Source organism: Pseudomonas saudiphocaensis (genome assembly GCF_000756775.1).
GTDB lineage: Bacteria > Pseudomonadota > Gammaproteobacteria > Pseudomonadales > Pseudomonadaceae > Stutzerimonas > Stutzerimonas saudiphocaensis.
This window is the reverse complement of sequence record NZ_CCSF01000001.1, coordinates 881,163-896,204: the sequence shown is the minus strand read 5'-3', so window position 1 is coordinate 896,204 and position 15,042 is coordinate 881,163. Positions and strand designations below refer to the sequence as shown.

Annotated in this window: 12 protein-coding genes and 3 pseudogenes; 10 read left to right on the top strand and 5 right to left on the bottom strand. The window is 62.5% G+C overall.

Features of this window, described 5'->3' with window-relative positions:
- Positions 1–39 precede the first annotated feature (39 nt).
- The 5 genes and pseudogenes from BN1079_RS04225 to BN1079_RS04210 all read left to right on the top strand — a co-directional run bounded on the left by BN1079_RS04225 (position 40) and on the right by BN1079_RS04210 (position 3,965).
- Positions 40–548: pseudogene (locus BN1079_RS04225) on the top strand (phage major tail tube protein).
- Between the two features lie 57 nt (positions 549–605).
- On the top strand, positions 606–911 hold the full coding sequence (locus BN1079_RS04220; protein ID WP_037022541.1) for a phage tail assembly protein: 306 nt from the start codon (positions 606–608) through the stop codon (positions 909–911).
- An 8-nt stretch (positions 912–919) separates the two neighbouring features.
- Positions 920–1,060, top strand: a complete 141-nt coding sequence (locus BN1079_RS17240; RefSeq protein ID WP_074436822.1) for a GpE family phage tail protein — start codon at positions 920–922, stop codon at positions 1,058–1,060.
- On the top strand, positions 1,032–3,509 hold the full coding sequence (locus BN1079_RS04215) for a phage tail tape measure protein (RefSeq protein ID WP_037022540.1): 2,478 nt from the start codon (positions 1,032–1,034) through the stop codon (positions 3,507–3,509). Before BN1079_RS17240 ends, BN1079_RS04215 begins: the two co-directional genes overlap by 29 nt.
- Positions 3,510–3,521: 12 nt before the next feature.
- Positions 3,522–3,965 carry a phage tail protein gene (locus BN1079_RS04210; RefSeq protein ID WP_037022539.1) on the top strand — a complete coding sequence of 148 codons (444 nt, stop codon included), beginning with the start codon at positions 3,522–3,524 and terminating at the stop codon, positions 3,963–3,965.
- Positions 3,966–3,970: 5 nt separating this feature from the next.
- On the opposite strand, the gene BN1079_RS17560 is transcribed toward BN1079_RS04210, so the two are convergent.
- Positions 3,971–4,237, bottom strand: a complete 267-nt coding sequence (locus BN1079_RS17560; RefSeq protein WP_171819270.1) for a hypothetical protein — start codon at positions 4,235–4,237, stop codon at positions 3,971–3,973.
- Here BN1079_RS17560 and BN1079_RS04205 point away from each other — a divergent pair.
- Positions 4,131–4,724 (top strand): annotated as a pseudogene (locus BN1079_RS04205) (tyrosine-type recombinase/integrase); the annotation flags it as partial. The gene BN1079_RS17560 and the pseudogene BN1079_RS04205 sit on opposite strands and share 107 nt — an antisense overlap.
- 568 nt (positions 4,725–5,292) lie before the next feature.
- The gene (locus tag BN1079_RS04200; protein ID WP_037022538.1) at positions 5,293–5,913 is read left to right on the top strand and encodes a class I SAM-dependent methyltransferase; all 621 of its coding nucleotides are present in this window, start codon (positions 5,293–5,295) and stop codon (positions 5,911–5,913) included.
- 636 nt (positions 5,914–6,549) lie between these two features.
- On the opposite strand, the gene BN1079_RS04190 is transcribed toward BN1079_RS04200, so the two are convergent.
- The 3 genes and pseudogenes from BN1079_RS04190 to BN1079_RS17235 all read right to left on the bottom strand — a co-directional run.
- Positions 6,550–6,975 carry an organic hydroperoxide resistance protein gene (locus tag BN1079_RS04190; protein WP_037022537.1) on the bottom strand — a complete coding sequence of 142 codons (426 nt, stop codon included), beginning with the start codon at positions 6,973–6,975 and terminating at the stop codon, positions 6,550–6,552.
- 141 nt (positions 6,976–7,116) lie between these two features.
- A complete protein-coding gene (locus tag BN1079_RS04185; RefSeq protein WP_037022536.1) occupies positions 7,117–7,566 on the bottom strand; it encodes a MarR family winged helix-turn-helix transcriptional regulator in 450 nt (149 codons plus the stop codon).
- A gap of 101 nt (positions 7,567–7,667) precedes the next feature.
- Positions 7,668–8,029, bottom strand: a pseudogene (locus BN1079_RS17235) (alpha/beta fold hydrolase); the annotation flags it as partial.
- Between the two features lie 177 nt (positions 8,030–8,206).
- Here BN1079_RS17235 and BN1079_RS04175 point away from each other — a divergent pair.
- Positions 8,207–10,168 carry a PhoX family protein gene (locus tag BN1079_RS04175; RefSeq protein ID WP_037022535.1) on the top strand — a complete coding sequence of 654 codons (1,962 nt, stop codon included), beginning with the start codon at positions 8,207–8,209 and terminating at the stop codon, positions 10,166–10,168.
- Between the two features lie 172 nt (positions 10,169–10,340).
- Here BN1079_RS04175 and leuA read toward each other — a convergent pair whose 3' ends face one another.
- Positions 10,341–12,011 carry a 2-isopropylmalate synthase gene (gene leuA / locus BN1079_RS04170; protein WP_037022534.1) on the bottom strand — a complete coding sequence of 557 codons (1,671 nt, stop codon included), beginning with the start codon at positions 12,009–12,011 and terminating at the stop codon, positions 10,341–10,343.
- Positions 12,012–12,332: 321 nt separating this feature from the next.
- Between leuA and BN1079_RS04165 the strand changes: the two genes are divergently transcribed.
- Entirely contained in the window at positions 12,333–12,707 is a 375-nt protein-coding gene (locus BN1079_RS04165) for a DUF2946 domain-containing protein (protein WP_037022533.1), read from the top strand.
- 56 nt (positions 12,708–12,763) lie between these two features.
- Positions 12,764–14,917 (top strand): TonB-dependent copper receptor, encoded by a 2,154-nt coding sequence (locus tag BN1079_RS04160; RefSeq protein WP_037022532.1) that lies wholly within the window; start codon positions 12,764–12,766, stop codon positions 14,915–14,917.
- Positions 14,918–15,042 lie beyond the last annotated feature (125 nt).

Sequence of the window (15,042 nt, the reverse complement as noted above, 5' to 3'; positions counted from 1 at the left end):
AACCCGCGCGGCCCCGCCGCGCCGTAGGAGAGCGCCGCCATGGCCCTGCCCAAAAAGCTCAAGAACATGAACCTGTTCAACGATGGCGAAAGCTACGTTGGCCAGTGCAAATCCGTCACCCTGCCCACCCTCGGTCGCAAGCTGGAAGCCTGGCGCGGCGGCGGCATGGACGGCCCCGTCAAGGTCGACCTCGGCCATTCCGATGACGGCATCCAGCTCGAATGGACCCTCGGCGGCTGGGACCTGACCGCCTTGCGCCAGTTCGGCGCCGTACAGGCCGATGGCGTGATGCTGCGCTGGGACGGCGCCGTCCAGCGCGACGACACCGGCGAAGTCTCCGCCGTTGAGGTGGTGGTCGGCACGAAGAAATCGACTTCGGCGACGCCGAGTCCGGCGAAGACACCGAGCATTCGTTCACCACCACCTGCAGCTACTACAAGCTCAGCGTGGACGGCAACGTCGAGATCGAAATCGACCTGCTCAACTTCGTATTCGTCGTCAACGGCGAAGACCGCCTCGCCGAGCACCGCGCGGCCATCGGCCTGTAATCCCGGCGCCGGCCAGCGCGCCGGCGCTCCTTCTTTCGCAATCCAAGGAGAAGCATCATGACCAAACCCACCTACAGCGACCCCCTCGTCCTGGAACAACCCATCCCGCGCGGCGAGAAGAACACCATCACCGAAATCACCCTGCGCAAACCCGCCGCCGGCGAGCTGCGCGGCCTCAAGCTGGCGGACCTGATCAATGGCGACGTCAACGCCACCATCCGCCTGGTGCCGCGCATCAGCCAGCCGACCCTCACCGAACAGGAAGTCGCCGCCCTGGACGTGGCCGACCTGCTCGGCTGCGCGGATGCCATTGCCGGTTTTTTGCAGAAGACGGGCAGCACGCCGGAATCCCCCGCGGCGTAGATGACGTCATGGCGGACATCGCTCTGGTGTTCCACTGGGGGCCGGAGCAGATGAACGTCATGGGATTGGATGAACTGATGGACTGGCGCGAGCGCGCCATCGAACGATGGGAGCGCACGCATGGCGCGCGATCTAAGCCTACGCGTTAACCTCAAAGCCCTGGACAACGCCACCCGCCCGCTGCGCACCATTGCCGGCGGTGCGGTTGGCCTGGGCCGCGCCCTCAAGGAAACCCGTGGCGAACTCAAGGGCCTGCAAGCCCTGCAGAAGGACGTCAGCTCATTCCGCAACCTCAAGGGCGCCACCGAGAAAACCGGCGCCGCCCTGCAGGCCAACCGCGAGCGCGTCAAAGCGCTGTCCCGCGAAATGGCCAACACCACCACGCCCACAAAGGCGCTCACCCGCGAGTTCCAGGGTGCAGTCCGTCAGGGGCACAACCTCAAGCAAACGCACGCGCAGCAGCAGCGCGAGCTCCAGGGCCTGCGCAGCAAGCTGGGCGAGGCGGGCATCAGCACCCGCAACCTCGGCCAGCATGAGCGCGACCTGCGCAGCAAGATCACCCAGACCAACCAGGCGCTGACCCAGCAGGAAAACCGTCTCAAGCAGGTCACCGCCCAGCAGAAGCGCCTCGGCCAGGCCAAGGAGCAGTACGAACGCACCTCGGCCCTGGCCGGCAGCATGGCCGCCACCGGCGCCGGCGGGCTGGCCACCGGTAGCGGCATTCTCTATGCCGGCGCGCGCATGATGGCGCCAGGCGTGCAGTTCGACGCCGACATGGCCAAGGTGCAGGCGCTGACTCGCCTGGACAGAAACTCCGAGCACCTGGCCGCCATGCGTGCCCAGGCGCGGCAGCTGGGTGCGGACACCATGTTCAACGCCACCGAGGCTGCGCAGGGGCAGGGCTTTCTGGCCATGGCAGGCTTCGACCCGCAGTCGATCCTCGACGCTATGCCGGGCATGCTGGATTTGGCCAAGGCCGGTGACAGCGGCCTGGCGGAAACGGCAGATATCGCCTCCAACATCCTCACCGGCTTCAACCTCAAGGCCAGCGAAACCGGGCGCCTGGGTGATGTGCTGGTGGGCGCGTTCACTCGCTCCAACACCAGCCTGCAGATGCTCGGCGAGACGATGAAGTACGCCGCGCCGGTGGCGGCCAGCGTCGGGCAGGACATCGAAACCGTCGCCGCCATGGCCGGCAAGCTGGGTGACGCCGGCATCCAGGGCAGCATGGGCGGTACCGCGCTGCGGGCGATCCTCAACCGCCTGTCCGCACCACCTGCTGCAGCAGCCAAGGCGCTGGACAAGCTCGGCATCAGCGCGGTGGACGCCCAGGGCAACCTGCGCGACATGCCCACCGTGCTGCAGGAAATCTACGAGAAAACCAAGAACCTGGGCGACGCCGAGCGAGCCGGGCTGCTCAAGGGCATCGCCGGCGAGGAAGCGGTCGCCGGCATGCAGGTGCTCGTAGCCCAGGCCGGCAGCGGCGCCCTGCAGGAATTCATTGGCACGCTGCGCCAGACCCAGGGCGAGGCGCAGCGCACCGCCAAGGTGATGGGCGACAACCTGGTCGGCGACCTGGACGAACTCTCCTCAGCCTGGGAAGACCTCGGCATCCAGCTCCAGGAGCAACAGAACGGCCCACTGCGCGAAGTAACCCAATCGCTCGCCAGCGTGGTAGGCGGCGTAAAGAGCTGGATAGTCGAGAACCCCAAGCTCGCCGCCAACATCGTCAAAACCGCCGCCGGCGTGGGCGTGCTGATGGCCGGCATGGGCGGGCTGACCCTCGCTATCGCCAGCATTCTCGGCCCGTTTGCGATGGTGCGCTACGGCATGATGCTGTTCGGCATTCGCGGCGCAGGGCTGGCCAGCACGCTGTTCAACCTGGGCAAAACCGCGCTGCCACTGGTGGGCAAGGGCATCCTGTTTATCGGCCGCGCGCTGATGGCCAACCCCATCGGGCTGGCGCTGACGGCCATTGCCGCCGGCGCCTATTACATCTGGTCCAACTGGGAAACCCTCGGGCCGAAATTCAAGGCGCTGCTCGGCGCTGTGGTCGGCTGGCTCGCTGAGCTGCCGGAGAACTTCAAGCAGCTGGGCAGCGACATGATCAGCGGACTGGTGAACGGCATTACCGGTGGCCTGGGCGCGGTTAAAAGCGCGATCACCGGTGCCGGTGCAAAAGCCATCGGCTGGTTCAAGGAAACACTCGGCATTCACTCGCCCTCGCGCGTATTCGCCGGCCTCGGTGGCGACACCATGGCTGGCCTGGAGCAGGGGCTGGCGGGCGGCGAGAGCGGGGCGCTCAAGCAATTGGCCGGTACTGCCAAGCGCCTGACCGCCGCTGGCGCCGTAGGCCTTGGCCTGGCCGGTGGAACGCCTGCCTTTGCCGATATGCCGCCGATCGACAGTCGCCCACCGCTGGCGGCCCGTGTATCGGCGCCCGTGGTGCAGGCTGCGCCCGCCAATATCACCATCCACGTACATGCCGCCCCTGGGCAGGACGCCAACGCCATCGCTCGCGCTGTTGCGGCCGAGATGGCCAAGTACGAACGCGAGAAGGGCGCTCGCGCGCGCTCTTCGCTGTACGACCAGGACTAGGAGTAACCACCCATGATGATGGCCCTCGGCATGTTCGTCTTCTCGCTGGAGACGCTCGCCTATCAGGAATTCCAGCGGCAAACCGACTGGCGCCACGGCAGCACCAGCCGCATCGGCACCAACCCGGCGCGGCAGTACCTGGGGCGTGGTGATGACAGCATCACCCTGCCGGGCGTACTGCTGCCGGCGCTGGCCGGTACGCAGGTCAGCCTCGACACGCTGCGCTACATGGCGGACACCGGTAAGGCGTGGCCGCTGGTGGAGGGGACCGGCAAGATCTACGGCACCTGGGTGATCGAGAGCCTGAGCGAGACGCGCACCCTGTTTTTCCGCGACGGCCAGGCGCGGCGCATTGAATTCACCCTCAAGCTCACCCGCATCGACGATGGCCGTGTAGACATGCTCGGCAGCGCCATCAGCATCGGTGGCAACATCCTGCGGGGGCTGCTGCGGTGATCGGCTCAGTCATCGACCAGGGCAAGGGGCTGCTGGGCGCTGCGGCGGGCCAAGCCCAGGGCATAGCCCAGCAGGCGGCGGACGCCTACCGCGAGGCCACGGCCTACCCGAGCCCCATCTGCCGGGTAGTGGTCAACGGGCGCGACATCACCGCCGACATCCAAGCGGGAGCAGGAGCGCAACCTGGCGCAGTTCATGATCTGGGCTGGGCCGCGAGTGTCCGAGGCGATATCGCTGGCCTGGGAGGATGTGGTGGACCTGGACAAGGGCATCGTCCGCTTCCAGCGTTCCCAGGTGCGTGGGCATTACAAGGTGACGAAGACACGGCGCTCGGCGCGGGAAGTGAAGTTGCTCAAGCCCGCGCGCGAGGCGCTTCAGGCGCAGGCGAAGTTGACCCGCGACCTGAAGCCGGTAGTGGTTGAGGTGACAGAGCGGGACAACAAGACCAAGCGCATGCGGCCGCTGCGGTTCGTATTCCACAATTCAAGCACCCACGCGGCGCACACCAGTTCGGACATGCTGCTGAAGGGCTTCTGGCGGCCGCACCTGAAAGCCGCCGGCGTGCGCTTTCGTGGGCCAAACAACTGCCGGCACACGTTCGCCAGCCAGCTGCTCACCACCGGCGCGGTGCCCCTGGAATGGATCGCCGACCAGATGGGGCACACGTCCACCGACATGATCCGCAAGCACTACGGCAAGTGGATCAACGACGACGGCCCAGACATGGTCGGCATCCTCGAGCACGCGCTCAAGCTGTGATCCCAACCGAACCACCCGAGGCGGCCTGCGAGCCGCCTTTTTCATGCGTGCTCGCCGGCCGCTGGCAATGCCGTGTTCCCAAAATGTACCCATACGGGTGAGCGGGGCGGGTAAAGGGCTGTGAAATCAGTACCTTAGGTAATTCATAGTGAGAGTTCGAGTCTCTCCGTCCGCACCATGTAAGAAGCTGAAAGCCCCGGATTCCGGGGCTTTCGCATTTCTGGAGCAAGCCTAAAGAGCGTGAGTGTATTTCCAGCGTGTTCCCATGAAGATGCAAGCGAGCGTGGATAAACCCACCCAGGCGGAGGCTCGCAATTTTGGCTGACCCATCGAAAATCTATGAAAGCCCCGTAATAGGGGCTTTTTCGTTTTCGTGACTATCAGCTTTTGCCGGTTAGCGCGCTCCGGCCCAGAGGGCAAGGGCGCTTTGCTGTAGCTCTCTAGCTGAACAGAGCGTACTCGGCGCCGGTGAGCACCTTCGGATTGGCGTCATCACGGTACGGCCTTGATTAGCGTTTTTCCATGCGCGCGGATAGGCTCGGTGTTCGCATTAGCGGGAGCTTGCACCATGACCCACGCCGACGACCTGCAGTTCATCACCGAGGGCACACTCGACCATTATCGTCAGCGCGCCGAGGCCTTTCGTGAAGGAACGGCTGATCATGACGTGTCGCAGAATATCGATGCGCTGCTGCGCCACATCCAAGTTGAGCCGCCTTTTCGAATCCTAGATGTTGGCTGCGGGCCGGGGCGCGATTTGCAAACCTTCACTAAGCTGGGCCATCAGGCGATAGGACTTGATGGCGCCGAGCCCTTCGTCGCCATGGCGAGGGAAACCGGTTGCCAGGTCTGGCATCAGGATCTGCTACAGCTGCAGCTACCTTCACAGCATTTCGACGGCGTCTTCGCCAATGCCGTGCTTTTCCATGTGCCCAGTCGAGAGTTGTCGCGTGTGCTAGGCCAGCTGCATTCAGCGCTGAAACCCGGTGGGGTGCTGTTCAGCTCCAATCCAAGAGGCAATAACCAGGAGGGTTGGTCCGGCGGTCGCTATGGTGTCTGGTATGACTGGTCGGAGTGGAAAGCGCGAGTCGAGGCGGCCGGTTTTGAAGAACTTGAGCACTACTATCGACCTGTAGGGATGCCACTTGAGCAGCAGCCTTGGCTTGCCAGCGTATGGCGCCGGGCCTGATTCGATTGCTCAGAGCGCTGTCGCCTGTGCCGCTACAGTGCCACCGCAAGACACTCGTTAGGTTGACAGCAGATCGCAGCGAACTCAGATTACTACTGACTGCAGTCGGGTGCGCCCAATCGCAGATTCTGAACTTGCAGAACGAAGATAAGCGAAGCGGCTGAAATTAAAAGGAAAAATGCTGGTCGTACCATCCGCAAACGATCCTTATCGAGGCGCTTATGGTTAGATCAGCAAGAAGTATTCGGAAGACCCTCGATACAGCGGCCGAAAACAACGAGACGGCTGCACTCGTGGTGATGCGTGCGGCGGAGCAGCTTGAAGTACATGACGTGCTAAGGCAGCAGCTGCTTAATGTCATTCACCGTCTTCACCAAGACGCGGATGAACTGCGTGAGATACGCGACGATGTTTTTGAGCCCAACGTAAGCGGGCCGATTTCGAGGTCTCCAGCTAATCCCATCGGCGGCAATCTTCCGCGTGTCGCAAACTAAGGTGGCAGGGACAGCACGTGGCTATGCAGCGGTATTCATGTCGTACCGATGCATAAGTTGCGAGGCGCAGACCATTGCCATCTGAAGCACAAGCGCGTGAATTAACAAGGACGCCCCGAGGTCCCGGGTGTCCTTGCCTTTTTCAGATCAGTACCAGGCGCACATCGATATTGCCGCGGGTGGCATTGGAGTAAGGGCAGACCTGGTGGGCGGCATCGACCAGCTGCTGCGCCAGTTCACGATCCAGCCCGGGCAAGCTGATCTGCAGCTCCGCTTCCAGACCAAATCCACCTGGAATCTGGCCGATGCCGATCTGTGCGGTGATCGAGGTGTCGGCTGGGAGCACCTGCTTCTGCTGGCTGGCGACGAACTTCAGGGCGCCGATAAAGCAGGCGGAGTAACCGGCCGCGAACAATTGCTCTGGGTTGGTCGCTTCACCGCCCTGGCCGCCGAGTTCGCGAGGCGTGGTCAGCTTGACATCGAGCACGCCATCGGACGAAACGGCGCGGCCGTCACGGCCTCCAGTGGTGGTTACGCTGGCGGTGTAGAGTGGCTTGATGCTTTGCATGTGGAGTTCTCCCGTCTAATAAATATTTGTGCGCTAAGTAATGCTGCGAGAGAAAGACTAGTAGTCAATTATTTAGCGCGCAAGATAAATATTAGATCGATTTCGACTTGATTCCGATGACGCGGAAATAAAGGCGTTTGCTCAGACTAGCTTTTGGAGCGCTTCACGCAGGGCAACGATCTGATCCTTTAGCGCGGCGATCTGTTCAGGCGTTTGGTGGCTGGCGCTAAGGATATTGGTGGGGAAGCATTCGGCTTTCGCCTGGAGTGCGCGGCCCCTGTCGGTCAGGCGTAGTTCGACGACACGTTCGTCGTCGCTGCGGCGGGTACGGGTGATCAGCCCTTCGGTCTCCAGGCGCTTGAGCAGCGGCGTTACCGAACCCGGGTCGGTCAGCAGGCGGGCACTGATTTCGCTGACGGTGATGCCGTCACCTTCCCAGAGCACCAGCATCGCCAGGTACTGTGGGTAGGTCAGGCCAATCTCCTGCAGCATCGGCTTGTAGACCCTGGTCATCAACAATGAGGTGGAGTGCAGGGCGAAGCAGAGCTGGTTATCCAGTTGCAGGGCGGGGCAGGAGCGTGGTTTGGTCATGGTGGCTTGGTCGGCTGGCGTACGGATAACTTAGCGCTCTAACTCTTGGCGCGCAATCTGGCCCGAGCGCTTGTCGGGGCCGGCTCCAGGCAGTACACCAGTCAGCGGGCTTCGTTGAGCACGCGCAGCAGTGCCTTGTGGAACACCTGCGGCGCTTCGACCTGAGGCGAGTGGCCCAGCTCGGGGAAAGGAACCAGGGTCGCCTGTGGGATCATCGACGCGGCCTGCCGGCCGAGCTCTGGGTAAATGCCCAGGCGTTGTGCTACGTCTACTGGAGCGCGGTTGGCGGCTGGCGCGGTGCGCTCCTTGCCGCCGATCAGCAGCGCCGTGGGCACGCTCGCCGGGGCAACTCAGGTATCACCGGCTGTTTCGGAGTCTGCGTCTGATTCCACGTTACGGCTTCCTTGCCTTCGCCGGTGTACATCCCGGCTAACATCTTTGCCCAGCGGTCGTACCCGGGTCGCGGGGTTCGACGAAGCCTTGCGTGCCATGCGTCTTTATCAGGCACTGAACCTAAGGCGGGGTTCGCGCAGCAGGTCCTGACTTCGCCGTGTCATATCGCTCGCGTAAAGTCGAAACCAGGATCGTATATGGCCTGGAAAGGGCGAATCGAACCGCGGCTTTAAGGACTCCAACTTTCATGACGCAGAACTTCAGTGACTTTCACGCTGCCCTGGCGGCACTCGATGATCAGCCGATCAACCCTAGCCGCCAATACACACTGAGCGAGGTAGTCGATCGGAGCCGGCGTGGGCTGCTAAAGGGCGGCCTTGGCCTCGCCGGGATGGCCTTCTTGGGGGGCGGCCTTGCGGCCTGCAGTGCCGTATCCGCTCGCAGCAAGCTGCTGGGCTTCGAGTCCGTGCCGGTGCAGCTGGACCCGGCCTTCGACAGCGTGCAGGTACCGCCGGGCTATCGTGCCCAGGTGTTTTTCTCCTGGGGCGACCCGGTGGAAGAGGACGCGCCGCAATGGCAGCCCGACGCCAGTGACGATTGGCGGGCGCAGTTGCTGCAGGCCGGCGACAACCATGACGGCATGCATTTCTTCCCCTTCCCGGATGCTCCCACCGAACATGGCCTGCTGGCCATCAACCACGAGTACGTCAACCCGCCACTGCACCCGCAGGGCATGAGCGAGAAGGATGGCCGCCGCCCGCTTGCCGAAGTGCGCAAGGAACAGGCCGCCCATGGCGTAAGCATCATCGAGGTACGCAAGGACGCCGCCGGTCAATGGCAGCGGGTCCACCCGTCGCGCTACAACCGGCGCATCAGTGCGCTGACGCCGATGGCGGTCAGCGGCCCGCTGGCTGGTCATGAGTTGCTGAAAACCGCCGCCGACCCGAACGGGGCGTGCATCCTCGGTACGCTGAACAATTGCTCCAGTGGCGTGACGCCTTGGGGCACCTACCTGACCTGCGAGGAAAACTGGCACCACTACTTTCTCAACCGCGATACCGAAGACCTGGCAGCGCGCACCGCCCATGCCCGCTATGGCGTCAGCGGCGGCAAGCGAAGCAAGCTCTACGGCTGGGAAAGCGCCGACGAGCGCTTTGACGCCACGCCTGATCCCGGTTTGCCCCATGGTGGTTACGTCAACGAACCGAACCGCTTCGGCTGGGTGGTGGAGATCGACCCCTTCGATCCTCAGTCGCAACCGGTCAAGCGCACCGCCTTCGGACGCTACTGCCGCGAATGCTCGGTGCTGTCGCTGGGCGACGACGGGCGCATGGCCTTCTATTCTGGCGATGACACCCGCGGCGAGTACATCTACAAGTTCGTTCCGAACGGTCGCTATGTGCCCGGCGCGAATCAGCACAACCGCCAGCTGCTGGACGAGGGCACGCTCTACGTCGCCCGCTTCGATGCCGATGGCAGCGGCCGCTGGCTGGCCCTGCTGCACGGGCAGAACGGGCTGACTGCGGAGAACGGCTTTCCCAGCCAGGCCGAGGTACTGATCAATGCGCGTGCGGCGGCGGACCGGCTCGGCGCCACGCCCATGGATCGCCCGGAATGGTTGGCCGTGCATCCACGCAGCCGCGAGGTCTACGTCACCCTTACCAACAACGATCAGCGCGGTGACAAGGTTCCGCTGGACAAGGTCAACCCGCGTCCGAACAACCTGCACGGGCATATCCTGCGCTGGAACGAGGAGGGCGGTGACCCCACGGCAACACGCTTCGAATGGGAAGTCTTTCTGCTGGCCGGCGAATCTGAAGGTGCGCGCGATGCTCACGGCAAGTCGGTACCGGCGCACCTGACCGGCACCATCAAGGGCGACCGTTTTTCCTCGCCAGACGGCCTTGCCTTCGATGGCGAAGGCAGGCTGTGGATCCAGACCGACTTCGGTGACAGCGAGCCGGCCATGCAGGCCATGGGCACCAACCAGCTGCTCTGCGCCGACCCCATCACGCGTGAGGTGCGCCGCTTTCTGGTTGGCCCCCGTGGCTGCGAGATTACCGGCATCACCTGGACGCCAGGCTACCGCGCCATGTGGATCAATGTGCAGCATCCCGAACTGAGCTTTCCGGCCAGTGACGGCCATTCGCGACCAAGGTCGTCGACCGTGCTGATTACACGGAACGACGGCGGTGTGATCGGAACCTGAGCGGCGCCATCCTTATGCGCAAGGCAGTCCGAGAGTTCCGAGTCGCGGCGTTGCATTGTGTCCCGCTGTTGGTTGGCGGAGCCATGCAGAGCGTGCTTTAGGGCTACAGCTGACGCTATAAAACCAACAAAAAGGGGATGCCTCGGCATCCCCTTTTTTACCTGCGCGCAAATCAGGCCGCTTTGGCTTCAGCCTCGCGCATGGCACGGTTCAGAGCGCTGAACAGAGCACGGATGCTGGCGGTGGTGATGTTCTCGTCGATCCCGATGCCGTGCAGAGGGCGCTCGCCGTCCAGACGCACTTCGATATAAGCCGCTGCCTTGGCGTTGCTACCCGAGCCGATGGCATGTTCGTGGTAGTCCATGATTTCCAGCTTGACCGGCAAGGACGAAACCAGAGCTTCCAATGGGCCTTTGCCGATACCGCGCAGTTGCAGGCTGTTGCCTTCGTGAAGAACATCGACTTCCAAAGCAGTGGTGCCGTTTTCTTCCTGCAGGCGATGGCTCTTGAGCGCATAAGGCGTGACTGCCTGCAGATACTCTGCTTCGAGCAGGCTGTAGATTTGCGCGGCGGTCATTTCCAGGCCAAGGCGATCGGTTTCCCTCTGGACCACCTGGCTGAACTCGATCTGCATGCGCCGTGGCAGGCTGATACCGTACTCCTGCTCCAGCAGGAAGGTGATGCCACCCTTGCCGGACTGGCTGTTGACACGAATAACCGCCTCATAGCTGCGACCGATGTCGGCCGGGTCAATAGGCAGGTAAGGCACTTCCCAGATGCCATTCTCGTCTTGCTGCGCGAAGCCCTTGCGGATGGCATCCTGGTGCGAGCCGGAGAACGCGGTATGGACCAGATCACCGACATAGGGATGGCGCGGATGTACCGGCAGCTGGTTGCATTCCTCGACCACCTTGCGCACGGCGTCAATGTCGGAGAAGTCCAGCTGCGGATCGACGCCCTGGGTGTACATGTTCAACGCCACGGTCACCAGGTCGACGTTGCCGGTGCGCTCGCCGTTGCCGAACAGGCAACCTTCCACGCGGTCGGCGCCGGCCATCAGGCCCAGCTCGGTAGCGGCCACGCCGGTACCGCGGTCGTTATGGGTGTGCAGGCTGATCAGCACGCTGTCGCGCTTGTTGATATGGCGCCCGAAGTATTCGATCTGGTCGGCGTAGATATTCGGGGTTGCAGCTTCAATGGTGGCCGGCAGATTGAGAATCAGCTTGCGTTCAGGTGTCGGCTGGAACACCTCGATGACGGCGTTGCACACCTCGACGGCGAAGTCGGTTTCGGTGGAGCTGAACACTTCTGGCGAGTACTCGAAGCGCCACTCGGTTTCCGGTGCGGCAGCGGCCAGATTCTTGATGATCTGCGCTGCGTTCACGGCAATTTTCACCACACCGGCCTTGTCCTGATTGAAGACAATGCGGCGGAAGCTGGGTGCGGTCGCGTTGTAATAGTGGACGATGGCCTTCTTCGCGCCCTTGAGTGATTCGAAGGTGCGCTCGATCAGGTCCTGACGGGCCTGAGTCAGCACCTGGATGGTCACATCGTCAGGAATATGGTTGCCCTCGATCAGCTCGCGCACGAAATCGAAATCGGTCTGCGAGGCAGAAGGGAAGCCCACCTCGATTTCCTTGACGCCCACCGCGACCAGGGTCTTGAAGAAGCGCATCTTTTTCGCTGCATCCATCGGCTCGATCAGCGACTGATTGCCATCGCGCAGATCTGAGCTGAGCCAAACCGGCGCCTGGGTGATGGTCTTCGACGGCCAGGTGCGATCAGGGATATCGATTGGGGTAAAGGCACGATATTTTTTCGAGGGATCTTTGAGCATGGTCATGGTGTTTCCTTGGAGTTCGCTTGTGGCGATGGCAATCAGGGGTCGGTCGGGGTGGCCGGTTATGGTGCGAACTTAGATCCTTTCAGGTCTTTTGTGCAATACATACTAAAAAATTGGCATAAATCGTCTTAGATTCGAGATGTATTGGATTTATTAGCTGAATATTTGTTTCTTGCGTGCTCTTGCTTGCTCTGAATTTGCGTCCACATGTCGCAGTCACTTGATCCAACTGCTCGTGCGATTATCCAAACCGATGGCGCGGCATGGGCCCGAACATCGTTAAGCAAGGATTTGCCGGTGCAGAAAAGACGGCTTTCGACATTGAGTATCTGGCTTGGCCTGTTTGCCATGCTGATGATTCATGTCGGTCCGTTGTACTCGGCACTGCAGACGACGCCAGCCGCCGCGACGTCGATGGACGTGCATGAGCATCATGCCGTTCATGATGAGCATTCTCCGTCAGCCCAGGGTCATCACAAGCAGCCTACGGCCGAGCAGCCGGCCTGGCTTACCGCACTGGAGATGTGCGGCTATTGCGAGCTGCTGACCCTCAACCCGCCGCTGACCCTTTCCCTCGACCTGGCCCTGCCTCGGCACGAGCCGGCGCATTTCCTGCCGCTGCCCGACGAGCCGCTGCCCCGCGCGCTGCGTCGCAGCAGTGGCTACGCACGCGCACCTCCGCATTTCCACACCTGATGCCCGAAGCCGTGTGGTCACGGCTGTACAACACCTAATCAGAAGTGGAAATGCTTATGTCCCGTATTATTCGTGGCTCCGAGGCGCGTGCGCGCCTGTCCGATACCTTTTCGATCCAGCCATCGCGATTGCGCTGGCAGTTCGCTCACGCGGCCCTGCTGGGGCTGCTGTCCAGCGGTGCAATTGCCGCCGAGCAGGCCGTACACCATCACCACCATGCCGAGCATGACTCTGTGCAGTTGGCGCCCATGGTCATCACCGGCGTCGCCCAGCAATCGCCGCTGACCGTGACAACCGACCCGAAGATCCCGCGCCAGCCGGTTCCGGCCAGCGATGCGGGGGATTACCTGCAGACCATTCCGGGTTTTTCCGCTGTGCGCGGCGGTGGCTCCAACAGTGATCCGGTGTTTCGCGGCATGTTTGGCTCACGGCTGAAGCTGCTGACTAACGGTGGCGAAATGCTCGGTGCCTGCCCGAGCCGGATGGATTCACCCAGCTCCTACATCACACCGGAGAACTACGATTCGCTGACGGTGATCAAGGGGCCGCAGACCGTACTTTGGGGGCCGGGCAACTCGGCAGCGACGATTCTGTTCGAGCGTGACCCGGAAAGCTTCAGCGAACTGGGCGGGCGCATTGATGCCAGCTTCCTGGTCGGCTCCGATGGCCGCTTCGATCGCAACATCGACGCCGCCGCCGGTGGCGAGCAGGGCTATATCCGCCTGCTGGCAAATCGCTCGGATTCCGATGACTACCAGGACGGCAACGGCGACGACGTGCATTCGCGCTGGGACAAGTGGAGCACCGACCTGGTGCTCGGCTGGACCCCGGACGAGGACACGCTGCTGGAGTTGACGCTTGGCCGAGGTGATGGCGAGGCGCGCTATGCTGGGCGAGGCATGGACGGCAGCCAGTTCGAGCGCGAAAGCATTTCGCTGCGTTTCGAAAAAACCAATCTCGGTGAGAACCTGAAAAAGATTGATGCGCGGGTGTATTACAACTACGCCGATCACGTGATGGACAATTACAGCCTGCGCAGACCCAACCCCAATGACGTGATGATGCCCATGCGCAACCCCATGGCCACCGCCGTCGATCGTCGAACCCTGGGCGGTCGTCTGGCTGCCACCTGGGAAGTGGGGAAGTACGAGCTGGTAGCCGGGGTTGATGCCCAGACCAACGAGCACCGCCGCCGCAGTGCAGCGGGCATCGACACCTACAAGAACCTGCCCTGGACCAAGGATGCCGAGTTCACCCAGTACGGTGTGTTCGGCGAACTCAGCCGCGATCTGGGGGACAGTCGGCGGATCATTGGTGGCTTGCGAGCCGACCGGGTCACGGCGACGGATGAACGCTCGCAACTGTGCAACATGATGGGTATGGGCTGCCGGGACAACCCGACCGCTGGTGATGAGCGTAGCGACAATCTCTATAGCGGTTTCGTGCGCTACGAGCATGACCTGCAGGGCATTCCGGCAACTGCCTATATCGGCCTGGGCCACAGCCAGCGTTTTGCCGACTACTGGGAGTTGTTTTCGGCAGCCAACCGGGTCGGTATCCAGACCAGCTTCGAGACGGTGGACCCGGAGAAGACCACCCAGCTGGATTTTGGCATCCAGTACAGCCAGGGCCCGCTGGATGCCTGGGCATCGGCTTATGTCGGACAGATTCGCGACTACATCATGTTCAACTATGGTCCGGGAGCCAATCCGCTGCACACCATTTCCTGGACCGACAATATCGACGCACGCATCGCCGGTGCCGAAGTGGGCGCCAGTTATCGCCTGACGCCCAACTGGAAAACCGATGCCAGCCTGGCTTACGCCTGGGGTAAGAACAGCTCTGATGGCGAGGCGCTGCCACAGATGCCGCCGCTGGAAGGGCGTCTGGGGCTGACCTACGAGCAGGGCGACTGGAGCGCTGCCGGCCTCTGGCGCGTAGTCGCAGCGCAGAATCGCGTGGCTGAGGGCAAGGGCAACGTGACCAGCAAGGACTTCGACGAAAGCTCGGGCTTTGGCGTGTTCTCGCTCAACGGCGCTTACCGTCTGAACGAAAACTTCAAGCTCAGCACCGGCATCGACAACCTGTTCGACAAGGCTTACAGCGAGCACCTCAACCAGGCCGGCAACGCCGGTATCGGCCTGTCGGCCACCGAGCGCCTCAACGAACCGGGCCGCACCTGGTGGGCCCGGGTCGATATGAGCTTCTGATCCGATAGTGGCGAGGGGCGGGAGCAATTCCCGCTCCGGACGTAGGTTGGCGCTGGGGCGCGGGGTGCATGGGCAGCCCGCGATGCTGGCATCAGGGATGAAGCAATGGGCAGTGACAACGGCAG